Annotated in this window: 25 protein-coding genes; 12 read left to right on the forward strand and 13 right to left on the reverse strand. The window is 53.0% G+C overall.

Annotated elements, in window-relative coordinates:
• Positions 1-42 precede the first annotated feature (42 nt).
• Both umuC and QWF21_RS03125 read right to left on the reverse strand, forming a co-directional pair.
• Entirely contained in the window at positions 43-1,329 is a 1,287-nt protein-coding gene (gene umuC, locus QWF21_RS03120) for a translesion error-prone DNA polymerase V subunit UmuC (protein ID WP_330086581.1), read from the reverse strand.
• Between the two features lie 3 nt (positions 1,330-1,332).
• Entirely contained in the window at positions 1,333-1,788 is a 456-nt protein-coding gene (locus QWF21_RS03125) for a LexA family protein (RefSeq protein WP_330086582.1), read from the reverse strand.
• A 181-nt stretch (positions 1,789-1,969) separates the two neighbouring features.
• Between QWF21_RS03125 and QWF21_RS03130 the strand changes: the two genes are divergently transcribed.
• Both QWF21_RS03130 and QWF21_RS03135 read left to right on the forward strand, forming a co-directional pair.
• Complete coding sequence (locus tag QWF21_RS03130) at positions 1,970-2,227, forward strand: hypothetical protein (RefSeq protein WP_330086831.1); 258 nt, start codon at positions 1,970-1,972, stop codon at positions 2,225-2,227.
• A 1-nt stretch (position 2,228) separates the two neighbouring features.
• Entirely contained in the window at positions 2,229-2,552 is a 324-nt protein-coding gene (locus QWF21_RS03135) for a type II toxin-antitoxin system RelE/ParE family toxin (RefSeq protein WP_330086583.1), read from the forward strand.
• Here the strand turns inward: QWF21_RS03135 and arsJ are convergent.
• Genes arsJ through QWF21_RS03160 form a run of 5 tightly spaced genes read right to left on the reverse strand, consistent with a single transcriptional unit; the run spans position 2,549 to position 6,649 of the window.
• Positions 2,549-3,772 (reverse strand): organoarsenical effux MFS transporter ArsJ, encoded by a 1,224-nt coding sequence (gene arsJ, locus QWF21_RS03140; RefSeq protein ID WP_330086584.1) that lies wholly within the window; start codon positions 3,770-3,772, stop codon positions 2,549-2,551. The genes QWF21_RS03135 and arsJ overlap by 4 nt on opposite strands.
• Positions 3,773-3,776: 4 nt before the next feature.
• Positions 3,777-4,805 (reverse strand): ArsJ-associated glyceraldehyde-3-phosphate dehydrogenase, encoded by a 1,029-nt coding sequence (locus QWF21_RS03145; RefSeq protein ID WP_330086585.1) that lies wholly within the window; start codon positions 4,803-4,805, stop codon positions 3,777-3,779.
• The gene (gene arsB / locus QWF21_RS03150; RefSeq protein WP_330086586.1) at positions 4,802-5,854 is read right to left on the reverse strand and encodes an ACR3 family arsenite efflux transporter; all 1,053 of its coding nucleotides are present in this window, start codon (positions 5,852-5,854) and stop codon (positions 4,802-4,804) included. The genes QWF21_RS03145 and arsB overlap by 4 nt, the downstream gene beginning before the upstream one ends.
• Before the next feature lie 24 nt (positions 5,855-5,878).
• Positions 5,879-6,220 (reverse strand): metalloregulator ArsR/SmtB family transcription factor, encoded by a 342-nt coding sequence (locus QWF21_RS03155; RefSeq protein WP_330086587.1) that lies wholly within the window; start codon positions 6,218-6,220, stop codon positions 5,879-5,881.
• A 9-nt stretch (positions 6,221-6,229) separates the two neighbouring features.
• On the reverse strand, positions 6,230-6,649 hold the full coding sequence (locus QWF21_RS03160) for an arsenate reductase ArsC (RefSeq protein WP_330086588.1): 420 nt from the start codon (positions 6,647-6,649) through the stop codon (positions 6,230-6,232).
• A 248-nt stretch (positions 6,650-6,897) separates the two neighbouring features.
• Here QWF21_RS03160 and QWF21_RS03165 point away from each other — a divergent pair, with 248 nt between their 5' ends.
• The 8 genes from QWF21_RS03165 to phoR all read left to right on the forward strand — a co-directional run bounded on the left by QWF21_RS03165 (position 6,898) and on the right by phoR (position 15,776).
• Complete coding sequence (locus tag QWF21_RS03165; protein WP_330086589.1) at positions 6,898-7,932, forward strand: substrate-binding domain-containing protein; 1,035 nt, start codon at positions 6,898-6,900, stop codon at positions 7,930-7,932.
• A 118-nt stretch (positions 7,933-8,050) separates the two neighbouring features.
• Complete coding sequence (gene pstC, locus QWF21_RS03170; protein WP_330086590.1) at positions 8,051-9,445, forward strand: phosphate ABC transporter permease subunit PstC; 1,395 nt, start codon at positions 8,051-8,053, stop codon at positions 9,443-9,445.
• A gap of 3 nt (positions 9,446-9,448) precedes the next feature.
• On the forward strand, positions 9,449-10,816 hold the full coding sequence (gene pstA / locus QWF21_RS03175) for a phosphate ABC transporter permease PstA (RefSeq protein WP_330086591.1): 1,368 nt from the start codon (positions 9,449-9,451) through the stop codon (positions 10,814-10,816).
• A gap of 77 nt (positions 10,817-10,893) precedes the next feature.
• Positions 10,894-11,664 carry a phosphate ABC transporter ATP-binding protein PstB gene (gene pstB, locus QWF21_RS03180; RefSeq protein WP_245785740.1) on the forward strand — a complete coding sequence of 257 codons (771 nt, stop codon included), beginning with the start codon at positions 10,894-10,896 and terminating at the stop codon, positions 11,662-11,664.
• A 23-nt stretch (positions 11,665-11,687) separates the two neighbouring features.
• Positions 11,688-12,407, forward strand: a complete 720-nt coding sequence (gene phoU / locus QWF21_RS03185; RefSeq protein WP_330086592.1) for a phosphate signaling complex protein PhoU — start codon at positions 11,688-11,690, stop codon at positions 12,405-12,407.
• 156 nt (positions 12,408-12,563) lie between these two features.
• The gene (locus QWF21_RS03190; RefSeq protein WP_330086593.1) at positions 12,564-13,592 is read left to right on the forward strand and encodes a porin; all 1,029 of its coding nucleotides are present in this window, start codon (positions 12,564-12,566) and stop codon (positions 13,590-13,592) included.
• A gap of 183 nt (positions 13,593-13,775) precedes the next feature.
• On the forward strand, positions 13,776-14,462 hold the full coding sequence (gene phoB, locus QWF21_RS03195) for a phosphate regulon transcriptional regulator PhoB (protein ID WP_330086594.1): 687 nt from the start codon (positions 13,776-13,778) through the stop codon (positions 14,460-14,462).
• A gap of 18 nt (positions 14,463-14,480) precedes the next feature.
• Positions 14,481-15,776 carry a phosphate regulon sensor histidine kinase PhoR gene (gene phoR / locus QWF21_RS03200; protein ID WP_330086595.1) on the forward strand — a complete coding sequence of 432 codons (1,296 nt, stop codon included), beginning with the start codon at positions 14,481-14,483 and terminating at the stop codon, positions 15,774-15,776.
• 4 nt (positions 15,777-15,780) lie between these two features.
• On the opposite strand, the gene QWF21_RS03205 is transcribed toward phoR, so the two are convergent.
• The 6 genes from QWF21_RS03205 to QWF21_RS03230 form a co-directional block, all read right to left on the reverse strand.
• Complete coding sequence (locus QWF21_RS03205) at positions 15,781-16,605, reverse strand: type I restriction endonuclease subunit R, EcoR124 family (protein WP_330086596.1); 825 nt, start codon at positions 16,603-16,605, stop codon at positions 15,781-15,783.
• On the reverse strand, positions 16,599-17,012 hold the full coding sequence (locus QWF21_RS03210) for a nucleotidyltransferase substrate binding protein (protein ID WP_330086597.1): 414 nt from the start codon (positions 17,010-17,012) through the stop codon (positions 16,599-16,601). The genes QWF21_RS03205 and QWF21_RS03210 overlap by 7 nt, the downstream gene beginning before the upstream one ends.
• A gap of 97 nt (positions 17,013-17,109) precedes the next feature.
• Positions 17,110-17,742, reverse strand: coding sequence for a DNA-3-methyladenine glycosylase I (locus tag QWF21_RS03215; RefSeq protein ID WP_330086598.1), 633 nt, complete (start codon positions 17,740-17,742; stop codon positions 17,110-17,112).
• Positions 17,732-19,264, reverse strand: coding sequence for a Ppx/GppA phosphatase family protein (locus tag QWF21_RS03220; protein ID WP_330086599.1), 1,533 nt, complete (start codon positions 19,262-19,264; stop codon positions 17,732-17,734). The genes QWF21_RS03215 and QWF21_RS03220 overlap by 11 nt, the downstream gene beginning before the upstream one ends.
• Positions 19,261-21,384 carry a polyphosphate kinase 1 gene (gene ppk1, locus QWF21_RS03225; protein ID WP_330086600.1) on the reverse strand — a complete coding sequence of 708 codons (2,124 nt, stop codon included), beginning with the start codon at positions 21,382-21,384 and terminating at the stop codon, positions 19,261-19,263. The genes QWF21_RS03220 and ppk1 overlap by 4 nt, the downstream gene beginning before the upstream one ends.
• 85 nt (positions 21,385-21,469) lie before the next feature.
• Positions 21,470-21,976 carry a glycine cleavage system protein R gene (locus tag QWF21_RS03230; protein WP_330086601.1) on the reverse strand — a complete coding sequence of 169 codons (507 nt, stop codon included), beginning with the start codon at positions 21,974-21,976 and terminating at the stop codon, positions 21,470-21,472.
• Positions 21,977-22,221: 245 nt separating this feature from the next.
• On the opposite strand from QWF21_RS03230, the gene QWF21_RS03235 reads away from it, so the two are divergent.
• Positions 22,222-23,151, forward strand: coding sequence for a PstS family phosphate ABC transporter substrate-binding protein (locus tag QWF21_RS03235; protein WP_330086602.1), 930 nt, complete (start codon positions 22,222-22,224; stop codon positions 23,149-23,151).
• Complete coding sequence (locus tag QWF21_RS03240; RefSeq protein ID WP_330086603.1) at positions 23,141-24,853, forward strand: ABC transporter permease subunit; 1,713 nt, start codon at positions 23,141-23,143, stop codon at positions 24,851-24,853. The genes QWF21_RS03235 and QWF21_RS03240 overlap by 11 nt, the downstream gene beginning before the upstream one ends.

Raw genomic sequence — 24,853 nt, forward strand, 5'->3', positions numbered from 1 at the left:
TCTTCAATGAGTGTAGCAGCTACTCTGAATGCAAAACAAAATTTAGCGCACTTCGGGCAGCTGATCCCAGCGGGTGGTGTAAGCAGGGGATAGAAAGCGACGTTGCATTTGCCAGTCACCGTCTTTGCCTTGACGCGCGATAAATACGCTGCCGCGGTGTTTTTGGTTCAGTTGGTCGATGGCGGCCATTAAGCGTTGGCTGCGCTCCGAAGGAGGCGGTGCAAATAGCTGGGTTTGCAGCCCTTGCATGGCGCAGAGATCGCTTAGCACTATACCCGCCTTGGCATAGGCCGGGCCCTGGCGCCAGACTTGGTCCAGCAGCTGCATCGCCGCCTGTTGCAATACCCGGCTGTCGCTGCTGGGGGTAGCCAGTTCCAGGCTGGCCTGATCACCGAAAAAGGGTGATTTTTGCTCAAAGCGACTGCTGCGAATAAAGAGACTGAGCCGACGCGCCAGGCTTTGTTGGGCCCGCAGCTTTTCGGCAGCCCGGCTGAGGTACAGTGTAATCGCCTGCTGCATGGCCCCTTTGTCGGTAACACGCTGGCCAAAGCTGCGGCTGCTGATAATCTGCTGTTTGGGCTCTTGCACCTCATCCAGCGCCAAACAGGCAAGGCCGTTCAGCTCATTGACGGTGCGGGCCAGCACCACCGAGAATTTCTTGCGCATTTGTTGTGGGCAGGCCCGTGCCAGCTGCAGGGCGGTATCAATATTCATGGCCTGCAGTCGTTCGGCCAGCTTGCGGCCAACACCCCAAACTTCATGCACCGGCGTTCTGGCCAGAATATGCAGTCGCTTATGCGGTTCAGTCAGGTCCAGCACCCCCTCAAACTGCGGGTATTTCTTGGCGGCGTAATTGGCCAGCTTGGCCAGGGTTTTGCTGGGGCCGATGCCGACACAAACCGGCAAGCCCAATTGCTGTTTGATGGTGGTACGGATGTGCTGGCCGAAGTCATGCAGGTTCTGGCAAAAATCGAGGCCAGATAGCTCCAGAAAAGCCTCATCGATGGAGTAAATCTCCACTTTGGGGGCCAGTTGTTCCAGGGTTTGCATCACCCGGCTCGACAGATCGCCATAAAGCGCGTAGTTGGATGAAAACACCGCCACCTGCTGCTGTTTTAACAGGGCTTTGACCTGATGAAAGGGCGCGCCCATCGGGATAGCAAGCTGCTTGGCCAGCGCGCAGCGGGCAATAATGCAGCCATCATTATTGGATAGTACTACCAGTGGCCGCTGCTTTAAATCCGGCCGGAACAGTCGCTCACAGGAAGCGTAAAAGTTGTTGCAGTCGACCAGCGCAAAGCTGCGTGTTGTATTGATAGATACCGGCATCGGTTAGCGTTTTAGTTGATGAATAACGCTGCTGACCACGCCGAACACTTCAAAATCCAGGCCATCGTCCAGCCGGATCGGTGGGTACTTGGGGTTGGCGGCCTGCAGCATGGGTTCGGGTTTGAGCAACAAGCGTTTGACCGTCATATCGCCATTGACGCTGGCAATGACAATATCCTGATGCTGCGCCTGCAAAGCGCGGTCGACCAGTAAGATATCGCCATCAAAAATAGCAGCACCGCGCATTGAATCGCCCCGGACGCGGACAAAAAAGGTCGCTGTGGGGTGGCGGATCAACAGCTCATGCAGATCCAGACAGCCTTCCAGATAATCCTGCGCCGGCGAAGGAAAACCTGCCGCTACCGTATTTAAGTACATCGGCAAGGCGCGGCCGCTGGCAGCATCGGGTGCGCCCAGCCACTCCAACCCTTGTTCACTGCGAAAGCTTGCCGCTGCCATCCGATTGCTCACCAAAGTAACTGTTCATATATACAGTATTTTAGTCGCTCATCGGCGAATAGCAAGGGGTAAAATTTGTCCTTAATTTGATCCTTGTTGCTGGTTGCATTAAGCTTACTATCAGTAACAGCATGAGGGTTCCCAGGTGAGTGAAACAACCGCAAAGTACAGCGCCAACACCATGTCGCAAAAAAGTGCGCGTGAAGCGTTGGGGGCGCCGGATACCTTTCGTGGTGGCTGCTACGTGACGCGCAATGGCGTGGCGGAGCTGTTTATCCAGACGGCCGCTGAGCGCGCTGAAGAGTTGGCCGCACAAGAACGTGAACGACAGGCAATGGCGCTGCTGCGCTTAGCTATGATGGCGGAGCAGGATATCCGGCAGGGGGAAACCTTTAGCCCGGAGCAAGCCTTACAACAGCTGCGCGCGGCCAGGCGCTAGCATGCAACTGCAGTTTACCCGCACAGCCCTGCGCTGTTTGCAGGATATCGAATCCTGGCAGGCAGAATTTAAAGGCCCTGAGGCCGCTGCCACCTGGGTGGATGCGTATTTGCAGCAGAATGTAGAGGCCATTTTAGCCGCCCCGGATCGTTATCGCTTTAACCCCCTGCTGGCCGATTATGGCCTGATGCTGCGCGAGCGGCTGGATCAGGACCACCGGTTGCTGTATCGCCAACAAGGCGAGCATCTTTATGTACTCTTGGTGCTGCACTGCAAGCAGGATCTGGTACGGGCCTTGTATCGGCATCAATTGATGCGGGGTTAGCCTGAGGATAATGCGCTGTGGTGCTTCGGCAGCGCCAGCGAAATCAACACCGTGGCGACTAAGAATGCGCTGGACACCCAGAGACAGGCCTCAAGGCCCGCGTGCAGGTAGAGCCAGCCGGATAACACAGTACCGATTAAACGGCCCATGGCATTGGCCATGTAGTAAAAGCCGACATCGAGCGAGACGCCATCACGGCCGGCGTAGCTGACAATTAAATAGCTGTGCAAGGAGGAGTTGATGGCAAATACAGCGCCAAACAGCAGCAGGCCGCCAATCAGCATCGGGCCGACCTGCCAGTTCAGTTCAATGCTAAGGGCAATGGCAGCTGGCAGACCGCACAGCAGCAGCGCCCAGAGCACCGCTTGCTTGCCATCCGGCGTGCGGTTGTTGGCTTTGCCGGTCAGGTGTGGTGCCTGGCTTTGCACAAAACCATAGCCAATCACCCAGAGCGCTAAAAAGCCACCGACCTGCCAGTGATCCCAGTCAAACTGACTGGCCAAAAACAGCGGCAGCGCCACCACAAACCAGACATCCCGTGCTGCGAACAAACACATCCGGGCAGCCGACAGCAGGTTGATGGCACGGCTTTTCGACAGCATGTCACGAAACTTGGGTTTGGCTTTGCTTTTGCCAAGGTCGCGTTTCAGCAGTTTGATGCTGAGCAACCAGATCAGGCTGAGTAGGGCGGCCATGGTAAAAATGGCCCACCAAAAGCCAATCAGCGCCAGCAGCAAACCACCGATAAAAAAGCCGACGCCTTTCAGCGCATTTTTCGAGCCGGTTAAAATGGCCACCCACTTGTATAGGGTGCTTTGCTCGGCATCGGCCACCAGCAACTTGATGCTGCTTTTGGCACTCATCTTGTTCAGATCTTTGGCTATGCCCGACAATGCCTGCGCCGCCATCACCCAGGGCACCAGCAGGTACTCGGCAGGTACCAGCAGCATCGACAACGCCAGGATTTGCAGCAAAAGGCCGATGTTCATGGTTTTGTTCAGGCCAATGCGGGCGCCCAGCCAGCCGCCTACCAGATTGGTGACCACGCCGAAAAACTCGTAAAACAAAAACAACATGGCAATGCTGAGACCATCATAGCCCAGGCTGTAAAAATACAGCACCACCAGCATGCGCAAAGCGCCATCGGTCAGGGTAAAGGCCCAATAGTTACCGGTGACCACCAAATACTGGCGAATGTGTGGGCTAAGCTGGCTCAGCATGGTATCAGGCTCCGACCTTGCTGTTGGCCTGATCGCTCAGGCCAACCATTTTGGCCAGCTCTACCGTGCGGTTGGCGTAGCCCCATTCATTGTCGTACCAGGCGTAGATCTTCACCTGGGTGCCGTTAATCACCATGGTGGATAAGGCATCAATGATGCTGGAGCGCGGATCGGTTTTGTAATCAATGGATACCAATGGCCGCTCTTCGTAGCCCAGAATGTCCTTTAGCTCGCCTGCGGCGGCCGCTTTTAGCAACTGGTTGACTTCCTCGGCTGTGGTGGCACGCTCCACTTCAAACACGCAGTCGGTTAAGGAGGCATTGGTCAGTGGCACCCGCACCGCATGGCCGTTTAAGCGACCTTTTAACTCGGGGAAAATCTCGATAATGGCCGTAGCCGAGCCGGTGGTGGTTGGGATCAGGCTGCTGCCACAGGCGCGGGCGCGGCGCAGATCTTTGTGCGGTGTATCCATAATGCTTTGGGTATTGGTTAAATCATGGATGGTGGTGATGGACCCATGCTTAATGCCCAGCGATTGATGGATCACTTTTACCACCGGAGCCAGGCAGTTAGTGGTACAGGATGCAGCCGTGACAATACGATGTTTAGCTGGGTCGAATAATTGATGATTGACGCCCATTACCACATTCAATGCCCCGGCTTCTTTCACAGGTGCACTGACCACCACGCGTTTGACGCCCTGATCCAGATAAGCCTGTAGCGCAGCAAGGGTTTTCATTTTGCCAGACGCTTCAATCACCAGATCGCAATCTGACCAATCGGTATCGCTGATGGCTTTGTTGCTGCTGACGGCAATGCGTTGCCCATTGATCAGCATGGCTTCGCCATCGGTAGTGGTATTGTGCTGCCAAATGCCGTGCACGGAGTCAAAGTTCAGCAGGTGGGCATAGGTAGCGGCATCGGCGGCCGGGTCATTAATGCGGACAAATTCAAACTCAGGCCAGTCGAAGGCTGCGCGCAGTGCTAGACGGCCAATCCGGCCAAAACCGTTAATACCTACTTTGATGGTCATGATGATTCCTTAGATTCGGTGGAAGATTCAGCTTTGGGAAACCAGTGTCGGGTTTTATTGGCAAAATACACCAGCGATAACATCACTGGTACTTCAACCAATACGCCCACCACAGTGGCCAGTGCGGCACCGGAGTGCAGCCCAAACAATGAGATGGCAACCGCGACGGCCAGTTCAAAAAAATTGGAGGTGCTGATCATGCAGGCCGGTGCGGCTACATTGTGCGGTAGCTTCAGCCACTTGGCAGCGCCATAGGCGATGGCAAAGATGCCATAGGTTTGCAGCAACAGTGGGATGGCAATCAGGCCGATGATCATGGGTTGGCTGAAAATGGTCTGCGCCTGAAAACCAAACAACAAGACCACGGTTGCCAGCAAGCCAATCATTGACCAGGGCTTTAAGCGGGCTAAAAATTGCTGCAGCTGCTGGGGCTTGCCCGTTTGCTCTAAATAGCGCCGGGTCAGAACGCCAGCAATCAGTGGTAATACGACATACAAGCCAACCGATATGAATAAGGTTTGCCAGGGCACATGAATATCACTAACACCCAGCAGCAAGGCGGCCAGCGGGGCAAAAGCAAACACCATAATGATGTCGTTCACCGACACCTGTACCAGCGTGTAGTTGGCATCGCCTTTGGTCAGCTGGCTCCAGACAAAGACCATAGCAGTACAAGGCGCTACACCCAGTAAAATCATGCCAGCAATGTATTCATTGGCTGATTGTGGATCCACCCAGCCGGCAAAAAAGACTTTGAAAAACAACCAGCCAAGCGCTGCCATGGTAAAGGGTTTGATCAGCCAGTTCATCACCAGCGTTAGCACCAGACCTTTGGGCTTTTTGCCGACATCTTTGATGGAAGCAAAATCAATTTGCACCATCATCGGGTAAATCATCACCCAGATAAAGACACCCACCACCAGATTAACATTGGCAATTTCAAGGCTGGCAATGCCAGCAAACATCGATGGGACCAGATTACCCAGCAGCACGCCTGCAAGGATGCAGAGACCAACCCAAACCGATAGATAACGTTCAAAGCTACCCATTGGTCGCTCCCTGATGGTCTAGCATTAACAGCATTGGTTTGTTCGCTCTGGTCGTGAACCCATTTTATTGAGTCGTTGCAGGGTAGGGTGCAGGTAGTCCTGTTGTTGCAGGGTGGTATGCAGTACTTGTGTTACCCAGTTTGGTAGCGTTTCAGACAAACGGTAATAAACCCACTGGCCCTGACGCCGGTCGGTTAGCAGTTCCATCTGGCGCAGCAGCGCCAGATGCCGTGAAATTTTTGGTTGCGGTAAATCCAGTGCACAGGTTAGTTCACAGACACAGAGTTCTTGCTCCTGCAGGATCAACAGCACAATGCGCAGACGGGTATCGTCAGACAGCGCTTTAAACAGTTGTAAAGCATGCATGCAGATACCTCAGGCTGATGGGGCCTGCTGAAACAGCAGGAAAAATTTTATCCGTTCCGACAGCTCGTTGAGCGCAACATCAAAAGGCTTTTGGCCCTTTTTCGGCTTTGGATCTTCAAAATCCCAGCTAAGGACTTCCTTGGCCTGCAATTGATGCACACACTCTTGCCGGGCTTTATCACACAGCAGTACGGCGTAATCAAATTGCTGTCCGCGGTATTCGGCTAAAGATTTGCTGCGCAGCCCTTCACTGGAAATATCGCGTGCCTGCAACGTTGTGAACACTCTCGAGTCGATGGTACCTGGTTGTGTTCCTGCACTGTATACCTGAAAGCGATCACCGGCCTGGGCTCGAAAATAAGCTTCAGCCAGTTGCGAACGGGCAGAGTTTTCGGTGCAAATAAAAATGATGCTGGGGCGCTGGTGCATACGCAAATCCTCAGGTTGAATATGCACTGAATCATATATATGAAAATTCGAATGTCAAATGACAGTTTGATGACAGGGGCAATCACTGTCATTAAAAGGTCATACTGGCTCAGTTGGTTGAACAATTGGCGGTCGGTTGGCAGAAATTTAAAGCGTGAAAAAAATGGCATTGTCATATTCCTGACATATTGCCAATGCAGACTGTGCAACGTCAACTTACAACCAAATTGACCGACGAGGAAATAACGATGAAACTGAATCAACTGACCAAGGTAGCTCTGACTGCTGCTGCGTTAACTTTAGCTTTTAATGTTCAGGCGGCCCGCGATACCATTCAGGTAGCTGGTTCCTCTACAGTACTGCCATTTTCTTCCATTGCTGCGGAAGAGTTCGGCAACAACTTCGCCCAGTTCCGTACCCCTGTGGTTGGCTCTGGCGGCTCAGGCGGTGGTCTGCGTCAGTTCTGTCAGGGCGTGGGTGCCAATACCATCGACGTGGCAAACTCATCACGTCCAATCCGCCCGAACGAGCTGGCCAACTGCCATCAGAACGGCGTGAACCAGGTGATTGAAGTGAAAATCGGTTACGACGGTATCGTTTTTGCCTCACGCATTGATGCCGGCGACTTCCACTTGAAGCCTGAGCATGTCTTCCTGGCGCAAGCGGCGCAAGTGCCACAAAATGGCCGTATGGTTGCCAACCCTTACACCCGTTGGAACCAGATTGACAGCTCGCTGCCAAATCAGGAAATCATTCTGGCCATCCCGGGCTCCAACCACGGTACCCGTGAAGTGTACGAAGAAAACGTGATCCTGGCTGGCTGCAACACCTTCTCTGAAGTGCAGTCGATGGACCGTTCAGAGCGTAACAACTTCTGTCTGGCGATGCGTACCGATGGTCGTATCATCGAAATCGCCGGTGACTACACCGAAACTCTGGCCCGTTTGCAAGCACAGCGTGATGCCATCGGTGTTTTTGGTCTGAGCTTCTACGAGTCAAACCGTGACCGTATCAAGGTCGCAACGGTATCTGGCGTAGTACCCACCATCGACAACATCATCGCTGGCACTTACCCGGTTTCACGCCCACTTTTCTTCTACGTCAAAGGCGAGCACATCGGTGTGATCCCAGGTCTGCAGGAATTTGCTGAATTCTTCGTGTCTGAAGGCAACGCTGGTTTTGGCAGCCCGCTGGAAGAAGCCGGTCTGATCCCATTGGCGGACAATGAGCGTGCCGAAGTGCAGCAAACCATCCGCAGCCGTACTGCTTTAAAAGCACAATAAGAGCCTTTATTTAGATAGCCACAAAGCCACCTCTTGCAGGTGGCTTTGTCATATTTCTGTCATCTTCATCTTTTACACTGCCTGCAGCTGAAATTTGTTGCTGTAACATGGAGCTCGCATGAGTAATCTCACCCTGATGATGGCGCTGTTGGCCTTAATGGCCATCGCCTATCAGCTAGGTCTGGTAAGAACCCGACAGGTTGCCGGACAACACCCTACCCAGAGAATGCATTCCAGGCCGCATCATTACGGCATGATGGTGGGGCTTTGGGCGGTTTTACCGGCCTTTTTCGTCTTTTTGCTGTGGAGCTGGGGCTCGCCCTGGGCCATTCAGCAACTGCTAACGGCGCAATTACCGGACGCCATCACCCAGGATCCACAAGAGCTGCGGGTAGCATTGCGCCGCATCGGTAATCTTGCGGCCAACTTTGGCGTAGTCAGTGAAGCGGCCGACTGGGAATTGCAGGCAGCAGCCTTTTTACGCGATACCCGTCAGCTCAGCAATGGCCTGATGCTGGCGCTGATGGCGGCGGTGGCGACGGCCGGTATGTTGTACAGCTACCGCACCATTACACCGCTGCACCGGGCGCGCAACCAGATTGAGAAAGTGGTGAAAACCGCTTTGGTGCTGTGTTCGACCGTGGCCATTCTGACTACCATCGGCATTGTGCTGTCAATGGTGGGTGAGTCGCTGCGCTTCTTCTCTTTTGTCAGCCCGATGGACTTTTTCTTTGGCACCACCTGGAACCCGCGTTTTTCTACCTCAGGGGTAGGGGAAGGTTCCTTGACCGGCGATCAGGGCAGCTTTGGTATGCTGCCGCTGCTGGCTGGTACCTTTATGATTGCCTGCATTGCTATGCTGGTGGCGATTCCGTTGGGGCTGTTGGCAGCGATTTACCTGGCGGAGTATGCATCACCCAAGCTACGCGCCACCGCCAAGCCGATTATCGAAGTGCTGGCTGGTATTCCGACCATTGTCTACGGCTTCTTTGCGCTGGTTACGGTCGGGCCATTTTTATCTGAGATGGGCGAGACACTGGGGCTCGATATCCGCGCCACTTCAGCACTGACCGCTGGGGTGGTGATGGGCATTATGATCATCCCTTTTATCTCGTCGCTGTCGGATGACATTATCACCCAGGTACCGAAATCCTTGCGTGATGGCTCCCTGGGTCTTGGCGCGACCAAATCGGAAACCATCCGTAAGGTGGTATTGCCGGCGGCTTTGCCGGGCATTGTTGGTGCCATTTTGCTGGCAGCCAGTCGGGCGATTGGCGAGACCATGATTGTGGTGTTGGCGGCAGGCAATAGCCCTTCATTAACCGCCAATCCGTTTGAAGCGGTCTCCACCATGACCGTGACCATTGTTAACCAGTTAACCGGCGACAACGATTTCTCCAGCCCGCAGTCGCTGGTGGCCTTTGCGCTGGGCTTAACCTTGTTCGTGATCACCCTGCTGCTGAATGTGGTAGCCCTGGTGATTGTCCGTAAATACCGTGAACAGTACGAGTAAGCCATGACGACTTTGACTGAAAAGGCTCCGGCACAGCCAGCAAAAAGTGCTGTGCAGCAAAAAGTAGCGGCTTCGCTGGCGCGCCGGCACCGGCAGGAAACCATGTTCCGCTTTACCGGTTTAACGGCTGTGATGATCAGCCTGGCATTGGTAGCGCTGCTATTTATCAATATTTTTTCCAAAGGCTTACCGGCATTTTGGCAGGCCAGCATCACGCTGGACATTCATTTTGATCCGGCCATTATCCAAATCAGCGACAAGCCGGTGCAGCAGCGTGGCGAGAGCGACAATGCTTTCCGTGAGCGCGATCTGGCCTGGCGCAGTGAAGTGGGCATGATCAACTTCAACCGCATTATTTCCGATGCCTTGATGCAGGTACTGCCGGATGCCGACCAGCACCGCCGGCAGGTGCTTCGTATGGTGACTTCCGGCGAGCGTTTTGCGCTGCGCGATATGGTGATTGACGACCCGTCCATCATTGGCCAGACCAAGCGGCTTAATTTGTTGACCGATGCCAACGTCGATGTTTGGCTCAAAGGCAACATTGATCGCAGCTTGCCGGATCATCAGCAGCAGCTGGCTCCGATAGTGCGACAGTGGGCCGATGAGCTTTATGCCTCCGGCGTGATTCAAAACCGCTTCAGCTTTGCCCTTTTTATGAACCCGGACTCGCGTAGTTCACTGGCCTCGGCCGGTTTGGCCGGCGCTTTTATGGGCTCACTCTTTATGATGCTGATTGTGATGCTGTTGGCTGTGCCGATGGGCGTGGCAGCAGCCATCTACCTGGAGGAGTTTGCGCCGCGCAACAAAATCACTGATTTGGTGGAAGTGAACATCAACAACCTGGCGGCAGTGCCTTCCATCGTCTTTGGTTTGTTGGGGGCTGCGGTCTTTATTGGCTGGTTTAATTTGCCAATGTCAGCGCCTGTGGTGGGTGGTTTGGTGCTGTCCCTGATGACATTGCCGACGGTGATTATTGCCACCCGCTCAACGCTGAAAGCCATTCCTCCTTCGATCCGCCAGGCGGCGCTTGGCCTGGGCGCGTCCAAGATGCAGACCATTTTCCATCATGTGCTGCCGCTGGCCATCCCCGGCATTTTGACGGCGTCGATCCTGGGGGTTGCCCAGGCGCTGGGTGAGGCTGCACCGCTGCTGCTGATTGGTATGAAATCCTTCGTGGCCAGTGTGCCGGCTACTCCTTTTGAGCAGTCAACTGCCTTGCCGGTACAGATTTTCCTCTGGCAGGGCAATGAATTGCGTAACTTCTTTGAAGCCCGAACCTCAGCCGCCATTATCGTGCTGCTGACCATGATGATCAGTCTGAATGGCCTTGCCATCTGGCTACGGAAAAAATTTGAACGGCGGTGGTAACCATGACACGCGATATGACAGATCAACGCAATGCAAGCGTACTTACAGAACAACCGAACTTAACAGCAGGCCCGGCGATGAATGCACAAACCGAATTGAAGATGAAAGCCCGCGATGTCAAAGTCTTTTATGGCGCGAGCGAAGCCATCAAAGGCATCGACATGGACGTTGCGAAAAACGAGGTATTGGCCTTTATCGGCCCATCCGGCTGCGGCAAGTCGACCTTTTTGCGCTGCCTGAACCGGATGAACGACACCATCGACAGTTGCCGGGTAACCGGCCTGATTGAACTGGATGGCCAGAACATGTATGACCCACGGTTGGACGTGGTGCAGCTGCGTGCTCAGGTCGGCATGGTGTTTCAAAAGCCAAACCCGTTCCCAAAATCGATTTACGACAACATCGCCTATGGCCCGAAATTGCATGGTCTGGCGAGCAAAAAATCCGATCTCGATGACATTGTTGAATCCAGCTTGCGTAAAGCCGGCCTGTGGAATGAAGTAAAAGATCGGTTAGCACAGCCAGGTACCGGTTTATCCGGTGGTCAGCAACAGCGGCTGTGCATTGCCCGTACCATAGCGGTCAGCCCGGAAGTCATTCTGATGGATGAGCCCTGTTCGGCGCTGGATCCCATCGCCACTTCGATTATTGAAGAGCTGATCGATGAGCTGAAAACCAATTTCACCATAGTAATGGTCACGCACAATATGCAGCAGGCGGCCCGGGTGTCGGATCGCACCGCCTTTTTCCATCTGGGAGAACTGGTGGAAGTAGGGCCGACCAACGAGGTCTTTACCAACCCGCAAAACAAGCGGACTGAAGACTACATTACCGGCCGTTACGGCTAAGCAGGCGGGATCAGAGGACATTGATGATGAATAAAATTACCGGACATTACTCTCAGTCGTACGACGATGAATTGAACGAAGCGGTCGACCGCCTGCTGACCATGGGCGCCTTGGTAGAGCAGCAGCTGCGCGATGCCATTAAAGCCTTTATCAAAGGCGATCGCGATTTAGCTCTGCAGGTGATTCAGACCGATCGCACCGTCAATACGCATGAAATTGGCATCGAAGAACACTGCCTGGAAATCATAGCCCGCCGCCAGCCAGCGGCCCGTGATTTGCGTTTAATTGTCGGGGTGCTAAAAAGCATCAACGACGTCGAACGCATCGGTGACCAGGCCGAGCACATTGCGAAGCAGCTACTGGATGAAGACTGCCAACGTCCGACCGAAGCGCAGCTGGAAGACATTGAAATGATGGGCGATAAGGTGTTGCAGATGTTGCAGCAGTCGTTGCAGTCATTCAAAGAAATGGATGCGGCACTTGCCCTGGCGGTGTTGAAACAAGATAAACTTATCGATCACGATTATGGTCGCATTTTACGCCATAACCTGACCTACATGCTGGAAGATACCCGCCAAATCACCCGCGGCTTGCACTTGATTTGGGTAGCCCGGGCGCTGGAACGGATCGGTGATCACGCCCAGAACATCTGTGAGTTCAGCATTTTTATTGCCAAAGGCCAGAACGTCAGCCATTTAACTGAAGAAGAAGTGGAAGCCGTGGTCGATAACGGCCGTACCTAAAGTTGGCTGCTCTGCCAGCTTTCTGCAACAAAAGGACCTTTGGGTCCTTTTGTCATTAAACTGTCATTGAAAAGACATTTTAGTGTCATCTCCAGCTTTGATAATAGCGCCAGCAAACACAAGTAGACACCCATAATAAGGTCTGGAGAGTTCCGAATGAAAACCATCAAAACATCTTTACTCGCTGCCGCTGTCGTTTCTGCCTTTGCAATGCCTGCGATGGCCAGTGATATTAATGTCAAAATTTCTGGTCGGGCACATTTGTCGCTGGATCACTTAGACAATGGCGTGGACAGTGGATTGAATGTGTCCAGCAACTCCAGCCGGTTGCGTTTTGCTGCCAGCACCGAAGTCGCTGAAGGCTTGACGGCGGTGATGCAGTTAGAACAAAACATTCGCTTCGACGAAGGCAATGGCAGTTTCGCGACTCGTGACTCATTCTTGGGTTTGCGCGGTGACTTCGGCTTGGTGCGTGTTGGTTTCTTCGACACCCCACTGAAAGTGGTTCGCGGCCGTACCGATATGTTTGGTGACCGTGTTGGTGATGCTCGTAACATTACCAACGTACCCACCGGTGCTGCCGGCGCGAACTTCGACAATCGTTTCCGCAATGGCGTGCATTACCGCAGCCCGGCCATGAACGGCTTTACTTTTGACTTACAATACACGCCACACAACAACACCGGTTCCACCGTAGAGAATGAACGCGAGTCGTACAGCACCTCACTAACCTACAACGCCAATGGCTTGTACGCAGCGGCCGCTTACGAAAGCTATGAAAATGCCGCTGGTGATAACCCGAATGCACTGCGCTTGGGTGTGAGCTACGACGTCAGCAAAGAGTTCAAAGTTGCAGCGCTTTATCAAGCAGCGCGTAACCTGGAAAATGGCAATCGCAATGTCTGGGGTGTGGGTGCCAGCTACAAAATTGAAGATTACACCCTGCGTGGTCAGTTCTATCAGGCCGGAAAAAATGATTTAGCTGATTCCGGTGCCAACATGATTGCGGTTGGTGTTGATCGCAACTTCGGTCGTGCCCTGACCATGTACGCGGTCTATGGCTTAACCTCGAACGATGATGCGGCTGCTTTCACCATCGCCAGCGGCGGTCGTGATACTCGCTTGACACCTATTGCCGGTGAAAACAGCGCAGGTTTCTCGTTGGGTATGATTTACAACTTCTAAGTTTGATTTTTCCCTGTGTTACCCTGTTTTGGCCCTCTTGATGAGGGCCTTTTTTGTTTCTTAGATGTTGTTGTTATATGTATTTTTCAGTCAAACTCTTAACTTGCTCGGTTTTTTTCATAAATCTGTCATAATTGCGGGAGATAATGTCTGTACTCAGATAGTTAGCAGATAGGAAAGGCTATGTCACGACGTGTACTGGTGGTAGAAGATGAAGCACCAATCCGCGATATGCTGTGTTTCGTGCTGGAACAAAATGGTTATCAGACAGCTACAGCAGAAGATGTCGATCAGGCGATGGACTCCTTGATAGAGCCCTATCCCGATCTGGTGTTGCTGGACTGGATGCTGCCAGGTGGCAGTGGTATTCAGATTGCAAAAAAAATGAAGCAACACGAATTAACCCGGCAAATTCCTATTATTATGATCACCGCCCGTGGGGAAGAAGAAGACAAGGTCAAAGGGTTGGAAGTCGGTGCTGATGATTACGTCACCAAGCCATTTTCGCCAAAAGAGCTAATGGCGAGGATTAAAGCGGTGATCCGCCGGGTCTCACCGACCAGCCTGGATGATGTGATTGAAGTGCAGGGCTTAAAGCTGGATCCGGTGTCGCACCGGGTTAGTGCGAAGGAAGAAGCCTTGGATATGGGGCCGACTGAGTTTCGCCTGTTGCACTTTTTTATGACACATCCTGAGCGGGTATACAGCCGTGAGCAGTTGCTGGATCATGTCTGGGGCACTAATGTGTATGTGGAAGACAGAACCGTGGATGTTCATATCCGCCGGCTGCGTAAAGCTATTTCTCCCGCTGGTCATGATCGTTTAATCCAGACGGTACGCGGTTCGGGTTATCGTTTCTCCTTAAAATAAGGCAGGTAAGCAGCACGCATGCGCCTTTTATTATCCAAACGAGCGATCCTGTTCCGGGTCGCTTGCTTATTTCTGCTCTCTGCCCTGATTGGCAGCATCTGGAGTCTGGCTACTGAGGCCATGCTGCTGGCGGCTCTTGGGCTTTTAAGCTGGCATTACCTGCATTTGTTTAAAGTGGACCGCTGGCTGTGGCGTGACCGCAAACTGACACCGCCAGAAGGGCGCTGGAGCTGGCAGCAGATTTTCGATGGTATTTACTATCAGCAACGTAAAGCCCGCTACAAGCAAAAGCAAATGCGTGCCATCGTTCGGCAGTTTCGCGATGGTGCCGAAGCCTTGCCCGAGGCCATCGTGCTTCTCTCCGATGAGTGGACCATTTTATGGTGCAACCGATTGGCACAGTTGTTAATTGGCTTGCGTTGGCCGCAGGACGAAGGGCAGCGGATCGACAACCTGGTACGCCACCCAGAGTTTCAAAATTACCTGCATCGCCAGCAGTTTAAAGAAGCCCTGGTGCTGACGGCTCACCACGCCCAGGAGCTGGTGCTGGAGTTCCGTTTTGTGCCTTATGGCGACCATCAGTACCTGTTGATTGTGCGCGATATCACCCAGCTGAAACAGCTGGAGCAAATTCGCAAAGACTTTGTTGCCAACGTTTCGCACGAACTGCGTACCCCATTGACCGTAGTGCAGGGCTATCTGGAAATGTTGGAGCCCGGCCAATTGCCGGATGAAGCCATGTGGCAAAAAATTCATCCGGTGATGCTGGATCAAACGCTACGAATGCAGGCGCTGGTGCAACAATTGTTGGCTTTATCACGCATCGAGGCTTCAGGCCCGGTGCAACACGAACAGGTGGTGCAGGTGCCGGAGCTGCTGCATTACTTAGAGCAAGAAGCGCAGTCGCTGAACCGGGACAAGCAGCATAGTATTGAATTTCATATTGACGAGCAGTTGGTGGTCAAGGGCAGTGCCGATGAGCTGCGTTCAGCTTTTTCCAACCTGATTACCAATGCCATCAAGTACACTCCGCCGGGTGGTGAGATCAAAGTGAGCTGGCAGCGGCAGCACAATAAGGCGGTGTTTTCAGTCAATGATAATGGTGAGGGTATAGCCCCCAAGCATGTCAAACGCTTAACCGAACGTTTTTACCGGGTGGATCAGGCCAGAAGCCGGGCCACCGGCGGCAGTGGCCTGGGGCTGGCCATTGTGAAACACGTGCTATCGCGCCACAACAGCCGCTTGTTGATTTTCAGTGAGCCCGGTGCTGGCAGTAGTTTTTCTTTTAGCCTGGCGGCGGAGGATGACATTTAACTGGCTACCGGATACCTTCAAAGCGTTGAATAATTCCTTTGAAATCATGCAGTATGCGCTGGTAAATTTGCTTTCGCTCAAGTAATTTTGGCCGGTAACTCAGGGCAGCAAATACCTGTTCAGGCAATGGGGCTTTGCCGGTAGAGCTGTACTGTTCAAGGAGTTGGGACACTGCTTCTGTATCCAGCATCTCACGCTTACATAAGCGATGGATAGCGACACGTTTTTCTTGTTGCAAAAAGCCGGTAAAGCTATCCCGGATATCCTGCTGCGGTGATGATTCCGGCATATAGTCGGCGATAAATTTTTCTATCAGCTCGCGTTTACTACCTAACTTCGTCTCTTTCGCCAGCAGGCTAAGTAGCTGTTGTTTGCTGCTGTCATTGCTGTCATTGCTGGCTGATGCACCAGCTTTAGCCTGGTTTGTTTGCAACTGGCTTAGCAAATTCAAGATATAGTCAAGATCCACTTCATCTCGGTGGGTCTGTTCCTCACAATTGACTTCTGCTGTGCTGGCGGCGTTGTAAAGCTCAATACCCACCCGCTGAATATGCTCTTTTAGTGCCGCGTTATCGAGATGCTGATACAGCGACAGATCAAAGCTGTAAGGGCTATCCAGCTCGTCCAGCGCGGATATGACTTGAAGCAATAAATTTTCAGGCGTGTTAGCTGTCGTGTGTAATGTAAGATCGATATCTGAGCCTGGCCGGTAAGTGCCCTTGGCGCGCGAGCCGTAAAGAACGGCAGAGCGGACAGCAGGAAATTGCGCCAGAACTGTTTTAATGGCGTCGATGGTGCGTGGCGAGAGGCCGGATTTCTCGGTTAACATTGATCTTTTTCCGCTAATTGGTTCATTTTAGCGTTTAGCTCAGTCAGTTCTGCATAGTACTGGTACACGATGGCATCAACAATTTGGCGGGTAACAGCTTCGTTATAAGTATGTGAGGACAGGTTGCGGCTTTTTATCATATCCAGCCACAGTTCACCGTTGGTAATCAGGCCTATTTCAAAGGCTTTTTTCGCCACATTCTTTGAACAGAATAACTCAGTAAAACCCTGATCCTGCAAAAAGTCTTTCTGGGTCTTCCAGGCAAGTTCATGGTTGTATTCAAAGCTTTGAATCAGCCCTTGCTCTTCCAGTTCGTTCAACGCATCACGCTGCATAAATTTGGTCAGCTGTGCCAAAGCCCGATTCCAGTTTTGTAGGCGTTGCTTCCAGCGGATATCGTCGATCATAAAGGGCTCCTGATTTCCAAAGAAACACTGCGAAAGGTTTGTTTCTGGTATCGTCTGCTGGAAGTTTTACCAGTATTTTTGTATCGTTGACGCTGGGTTAGCCAAGCCCAAGCGCCGGATAGCTGTCGATAATCTGCTGGCGGCGAAAGCAGTTCAGGCTGTGATCGTTCACCATACCGCAGGCCTGCATATGGGCGTAAATGATGGTGGAGCCGACAAACTTAAAACCACGCTGTTTTAAATCTTTGCTCATCGCATCGGAGGCTTTGCTGGTAGCGCGGTAATCCTCTGGCCCACGGATGTTGCTGACCTGCGGTCTGCCATCGACAAAGCGCCACTGGTAAGCGGCAAAACTGCCAAAGGCTTCCTGAATGGCCAAAAAACAGCGGGCATTGTTCACCGCTGCTTCTACCTTTAAGCGGTTGCGGATAATGCCCGGGTCCTGCAGCAACTGCTCAATCTGCTGCTGGTCAAAACGCGCTACTTGCTCGGCAGCAAAGCCGGCAAAGACCTGACGGTAATGCGGTCGCTTTTTCAAAACCGTATACCAGCTCAACCCGGCCTGAGCAGCCTCCAGCGTAATAAACTCAAACAATTTTTGATCATCAAACAGCGGTACTCCCCATTCGTCATCATGGTAAGCCACATAATCTGCTTTGCTGCAATCGAGCCAGGGGCAACGTCTGCTCGCGATGGCCGCTGTTGCTGTGGGATCCCCATCAGGCATCATCAGGCTCCTCGGGTTGCTGCGGTGGTTGAAAATGAAAGCCGGCCTTAGCCAGCCAACTGGCCTCTTGCTGCAAATCGGCCTGTAGCAGCGGCTGCAGCTGTAACCAGTCGGCGGGTAAGTCAAGGGCGAGGGCATGCTCGCTGGCTTCAATAGTAAGGGTGGGCAACCAGTCATCGCGGCGTTTTTGGTTCAGCAGTACACAAAGGCGCAGCAGCACCAGCAGACGCATCAACTGATGCGGCGGGTAGAGGTACAATGTGGGCAGGCTCAGGCCCTTTAGTTTGCTGCGGTGGTAACGAACCAAAAAGGCCAGTAGTTGCTGTTGCTCCTGGTTAAAACCAGGCAGGTTGGCATGTTGCAAAATATAGGCCGAGTGCTTTTGGATGCCGGATGAATTGATTTGCAGGCCAATTTCCACCACCTGGCAGGCCCAGAGCAGCAACTGCTGGGCTTCGGCTGGGATTTGCCAGCTGTTGGCGGCTTGTGCCAGTAAATCAGTTGCGGTGCGCTGCAGCCGCTCGCTGTGCGGCACATCCACCTGATAACGTTGTTGCAAACTGGCAATGGTGCTCTGGCGAATATCCTGTTGATAACGGCGCTGACGCATTTCGTTCAACACACCTTCGCGCAGCGCCGCTTCGCAGTACTGCATTTCCTGAATATCCAGCATCTGAAAAGCAGCGATGGCAATGCACAGTGCCGGTGCCAGCAGAGCTCTGCGATCATCACTCAGACCTGCCAGCTCCAGCGCCTGGATATGGCCTGCCTGAATCAACAATTGTTTTAATTGCAACAGTTCGTTAAGACGCAGTACCCCATCGCTTTGCAGCTGCTGCTGCACAATATCGCGCAGTACTTTCACCGAGCCGGAGGTGCCAAGTGCCTGCTGCCAGCCGGTTTTTTTAAAGGCACTGGCGATGGACTCAAGCTCCTGCTCGGCCTGCAGAATAGCACGGGAAAAGCGTTTGGCCGAAAGTTTGCCGCCGGCAAAAAACTCTTTGCCGTAACTGACACAGCCCATATTGCGGCTACTAAGGCGCAGCACTTCAAAACCCTGCCCGAGTGCAAACTCGGTACTGCCACCGCCTATGTCCATCACCAGCCGGTGCTCGGCAGCATGTTCAAAGTGCGCCACGCCCTGATAAATGTAACGGGCTTCTTCCTGACCGGAGATGATTTCAATCGGGTAGGGGAAAAGGCTGCGGGCCCGGCGTAAAAAAGTCTGGCTGTTGCTGGCCCGGCGCAGGGTGTAGGTGGCGATGACCCGCACTGCATCGGCTGGTATGCCGGATAAGGTATCAGCAAACTGCCGCAATACCGACAGACCGCGCTCCATCGCTTCTTCACTGAGGATGAGATCGTTGTTTAAGCCTTCGGCCAGCTGCACTTTTTGTTTTTCGCGGTGCAACAATTGCAAATCGCCATGCAAGTCGCGGGCAATCACCAGATGGAAGCTGTTGGAGCCTAAATCCACCGCGGCCATCAGGCCGCTGCTGGTTACTGAAGTATCGGTTTGACTCAATCGGGTATCCTTGTGGGGTCCTGCTGCAGGGCAGCCAGATAGTCGTAAGTAGCTTGTTGTGAGCGGATGTTGCGCTTATTACCACGCTTCACATAGCTGTTGCTTTGGCTGGCATCCAGCAGCCGGCCTTTGACGTTATCTTTTAGCTGGATGTGCAGGATGTCAAGGATTTGCTGCTTTAAGCGTAAATCATACACCGGCACACCCACCTCAACCCGATGATCGATATTGCGGGTCATCCAGTCGGCAGACGAAATATACACCTCGGTTTCGCCGCCATTATGGAAGACATAGACCCGGCTGTGTTCAAGAAAACGATCCAGCACACTGATCACTTTAATGTTCTGACTAAGACCAGGCACACCTGGGATCAGCGAGCACATACCGCGGATGATCATGCGGATTTTTACCCCGGCCTGACTGGCCTGATACAGCAGCGCGATGATCTCCTTATCCACCAGATTATTCACTTTCAGAATAATCTCGGCTTTGCGTCCCGAGGTGGCGAAACCAATTTCCCGCTCAATCAAGGCAATCAGCCGTGGCCGGCTCCAGGTTGGTGAGACAATCAAGTGGTTAAATTGGTAAGGGCGGTAGCTGTACTCAATAAACTCGAACACCTGGTCGACTTCGGCTGTCAGCTCCGGATGGCAGCTGAACAAGCTCATATCGGTGTAGATACGGGCGGTTTTTTCATTGAAATTGCCGGTGCCGATATGGGCATAACGCACGGCCTTACCCCGCTCTAGCCGGGTGATTAAACAGAGTTTGGAGTGAATTTTCAGTGTAGTCAGGCCAAACACCACATGGATGCCGGCCTCGGTCATTTTACGGGACCAGTTGATGTTGTTTTCTTCATCAAAGCGCGCTTTCAGCTCTACCACTACCACCACTTTCTTACCATTGCGCACCGCATCGACCAGCGAACTGATCACCCGGGAGTTTTTGGCCACCCGGTACATGGTCAGTTTAATGCTGCTGACTTTGGGATCGAACGAAGCCTGACGGATCCACTCGGTAAAGTAACCAAAATCCTGATAGGGGTAATGCAGCAGGATATCGCTGGCGCGGATGGCATCGAAGCTGGTGGCATGCTGTTCAAACTCCGGGCTTGGCAGTGGCGGTAAGGGCGCAAACTCCAGGCTGTGGTGACCCATGTTTGGAAAGCCGATAAAATCCTTGAAATTGCGGTAACGACCGCCGGCAATCAGCGAGTCCATTGAGCTGGTGCCGAGCTGTTTGCGCAGCACTTTCAGCATATCTTCCGGCATCTCTTTGTCGTACACCAGCCGCACCGGTTCCGATTTTAAGCGTTGGCGGATCCCTTTGGACATTTTATCCAGCAAGCTTTGATCCAGCGTATCGCTGATGTTGTACTCGGCATCGCGGGTCATTTTCAGCGAGTAGCCCTGGATCTGCTCAAACTCAAAGAAACCACTGAATAAATCGGCCAGGCACAGCAGCAGGATATCATCCAGTAGTAGCAACTGACGGCGGTAATGGCCGTTTTTCTTACGGGTATTCAGCTCCAGCGGCAGCTCGACAAAGCGCGACAGTTCACGGGTTGGTACTTCCACAATGGCGTACTCGGGCTTGCCCTGACCACTCATCTCGACAAACAAATAGGTGGTGTTGTCTTCCAGTGAGCGGGCCAGCCGATGCTCTTCATTGCTAAGAATAATGGGTGAAATGTGTTTTTTTACTTCACTGCGAAAATAGTTACGCAACCAGTCGATTTGTGGCTCTGTCAGTCGGTTATGATCAATCAGCTCAATGCTGTGCTTGCGCATCTCCAACTGAATATCTTTGTAAATCTGGGTGAATTGCTCGCCTTGCTCAAGCACTTTTTGTTGAATGTCTTGCAGCAATTGCTCGGCATCTTCATCTGGGCTGGCCTGGTATTTCTTTAGCAGGATCCGGCGCTTGACATCGGCTACCCGTACCCGGAAAAACTCATCCATATTGTTGGAGTAGATCCCCAAAAAGCGCAGCCGCTCAATTGGCGGGTTGCGGGTATCGGCGGCTTCCTGCAATACCCGGCCGTTAAAAGACAGCCAGCTTAGCTCGCGCGGTATCATGGGGACAGATAGGGTTTCAGAGACACTTTGTGGGTTTTCCATAGCAGCACTCCTGACAGCTGAAGCATTTACTCTATGGCATTTTTATGACAATTGGATGAAGCGGCCGTAGCCGCTGTAAAAAATATTAGTCCGCGATTTCTACATCCACCACTACATCGGTGGCGATGGCTTCCAACGCTGCTATGACCTCGTCCCTGCTTAAGCCTGGTGCCAGTTCGACGGTGGCAATAGCATTGAACAAGGGCGAGCCCCAGTTGGGTGCACTTTGCTTTGAGCTTTCAAAGTGAATGATATTGGTGCCTTTGTGTTTAATCACTGAGGATAGCTCACGGACAATACCTGGACGATCATTACCGGTAATCACGAACCTTAGCAACTGTTTGTTTTGTCCATCGCTGTCAATGCCATGGTGAATATGAATATCCAGATCGGTAATGGCACTCAAAGCTGAGGTCAGCTCGGCTACATCGGCTTCAGCAACTTCCAGTTGCACAATGCCGGCAAAGTAACCGGCTAAGTGGCTTAGGTTACTGGCCATCCAGTTGCCTTTGTATTGATTGACCACAGTAGCCAACTGCTCTACCAGGCCGGATTTATCGCGTCCTATGACGGTCAGGACTAACTGCTTCATAGCGATTCCTTTTGTTAACGACTGTTGGGGCGGTTTAAATAATCATTATTATGGGAACAAGGTTCCTGTTACTTAGTGTAGCCATCCAGCAGTAGGAATAAAGTTAAATGCGATAAATTTTTCCAGGTCAGCTTCAGCTCTGTTTTTCGGATGCTGCTAGCTGCTTTTGCTGCGATAGGGTTCAGTGCTACTATGACGCCTGTTTTCCCACCTTGCTGCCAGAGACTTTTTGTAAGGAGATGTGTTTGTTCAATCGAATGCTGGCGCTGGTCGTTGGGGTTTGGATCTTGGCTGTGCAGGCAAGTCCTGCAGCCTTGCCTGGCGATGAAACAACGACGCCCTTGAGAGGCAACCTCACCACCACCGGCTCCGATAGCCTGAACAGTTTAATGCAGGTCTGGTCGCTGCATTTTATGCGGCAGTATCCTGAGCTGAATGTGCAGATCCAGGCTGGTGGTTCAGCCACAGCGGCGGTTGCTCTTACTGAGTCTACGGCCAGCCTGGGGCCGATGAGCCGTTTAATGACGGCAACCGAACGGCAGCGGTTCGAGCGGGTACACGGCTACCCGCCATTGGCCATCCCGGTGGCATTGGAAACCCTGGCCGTGTTTGTCCATCGAAGCAATCCGTTGCGAGCTATCCGGCTGTCTGAGCTTGAGCAATTGTTTTCAGTGGAACCACAATGCCAGTCGGCTAAAGCTTTGCGCTACTGGCGGGATCTTGGTCTGACAGGCCCGCTTAGCCAGCGTACGGTAGCCTTGTTTGGTCGTAATTCAGCATCCGGTACCTATGGATTTCTAAAGCAGCAGTTGCTCTGTCATGGTGATTTTCGGCCTGAGCTGCACGAATTGCCTGGCGCAGCAGCGGTGATCCAGGCGGTCGCTTTGGCGGAAAATGGCCTTGGTATTGCCGGAGCCCGCCATCAGAGTACGGCGGTCCGGCGTTTGCAGTTGCTGAATGAACAGCATGACGTCATCGAATTGCAACGAAGCTTGTATATTTATCTGAACTACCATCCTGACACAGCTGCCGGCATGGCGGAGCTGGCTTTTTTGCGTATGGTGCTCTCAGATAGTGGTCAACAATTAGCGGTGGAGCATGGTTATGAAGCCTTGCCAACTGAGCAACGCTCGTTGTTACTGCAACAGTTGGGAGTGAAGCAAAATGCAAGCTAGGCACTACTTTGACAAGATAAGCCGTTGGTCTGTTACTCTGGTTGGCTATGGTATTTTGCTGGCTTTCGCTTTTATTTTCCTGTTTTTGATTTGGCAAGTCTGGCCCTTGTTTCAAGCCGGCAGCATCAGCCCTGTAGCGTCGCCAGATGCCGAACCTGAATGGCATAGCCTGTATCAGGCTGATACCGGGCAGCAAGCCGAGCTGCATTTGGATAATGGCCTGCAAGAGCGAGTGGTGCTACAGCGGGATGGCGCGATTCGCTGGTACCTGCAGCAGGATGAAAGCTGGCAGCTGCAGCTGCGCGAGCAACTGACGATGGCCCCGCTCAGCGATGCCGTGTTGCTGCCGGGCAGTCGTACTTTGCTGTTGGCCGATGGTTCCGCTCAGGTGCAATCCTGGTTTCGATTGCATCAGCAACTGATTGCCCGCCCTGGGATCTCAGTAAGCGACACGCCTTTGCTGGCTTTGATCCCCGTATCGTCAAGCAGCTTTTTTAGCCTGCATCCCGGGCTGTTGCAGCTGCATCAGGTGGACTCAGCCCGCTTGCTGGCTGAACTTCGCTTGCCGTCAGATAGGTTGCAGCACCTGCAGCTCAGCGATGATCGGCAGTGGCTACGGCTGGATTGGCAGTCCGGTACCAGCAACTGGTATCAGATACAGTGGCAACATCCGTCTGTGTCTTTTACTCAGTTGTGGTTACCAGTGCATTATGAAGGGCGTCGTGAGCCGGCTTATGTGTGGCAAACAGCCGCAGCGGCCGATGATGCCAGTCCCAAGTTATCGCTGGTGCCGTTAACCATTGGTACCCTGAAGGCAGCATGGTACGCCATGTTATTTGCCACGCCGCTGGCGATCCTGGCCGCTGTATACACTGCTTGTTATTTGCCGGAGCGATGGCGCTATCGGGTCAAGGCCAGCATGGAAATGCTGGAGTCGATGCCAACGGTGATCCTGGGCTTTATTGCAGCTTTTCTGTTGGCCCCCTGGCTGGAGCAACAGTTGCTGCTGTTTTTCATGTTGCTGCTGCTGGTGCCTTCGCTGGTGCTTCTGAGCAGCGCTGTCTGGTACTGCTGGCGGCAACAGCGCCAGCAACAGGCTGAGCAGCCAGGCTGGTTTGTCCTGCTTATACCGCTGCTGCTTGCTGTCTGGCTTACCTACATTGGCACCCCCTGGCTTGAGCAGTGGTGGTTTGATGGTTCTTTGTTGCTCTGGCTCGGCGAACGCGGCATCGATTATCAGCAGCGCAATGCGCTGATCATTGGTATGGCCATGGGCCTGGCGGTGATCCCGAGTATTTTTAGCCTGACCGAAGATGTGGTATCGCAAGTGCCACCATCACTGGCCCAGGGGGTTCTGGCGCTTGGCGCCAGCCGTTGGCAGGCACTGAGCAGCATGGTGCTGCCGGTGGCTGCTCCTGGTATTTTGGCTGCTGTATTGCTGGGGCTTGGCCGGGCTTTGGGGGAAACCATGATCCTGATTATGGCCACCGGCAATACGCCATTACTCGGCTTTGATCCTTTTACCGGTATGCGAAGCCTGACCGCCAGTCTGTCTTTAGAGATGCCGGAAGCTGCGGTAAGTTCCAGTCACTTTAAAGTCTTGCTGCTGGCCGCTTTGTTGTTGCTGGTGCTGACATTTTTCATCAACACCCTGGTATCTGTGCTGCGGCAGCGGATCCGCCAGCGTTATCAGCAGCTTTAG

The organism is Alkalimonas mucilaginosa, from assembly GCF_036327005.1.
GTDB classification, from domain to species: domain Bacteria; phylum Pseudomonadota; class Gammaproteobacteria; order Enterobacterales; family Alteromonadaceae; genus Alkalimonas; species Alkalimonas mucilaginosa.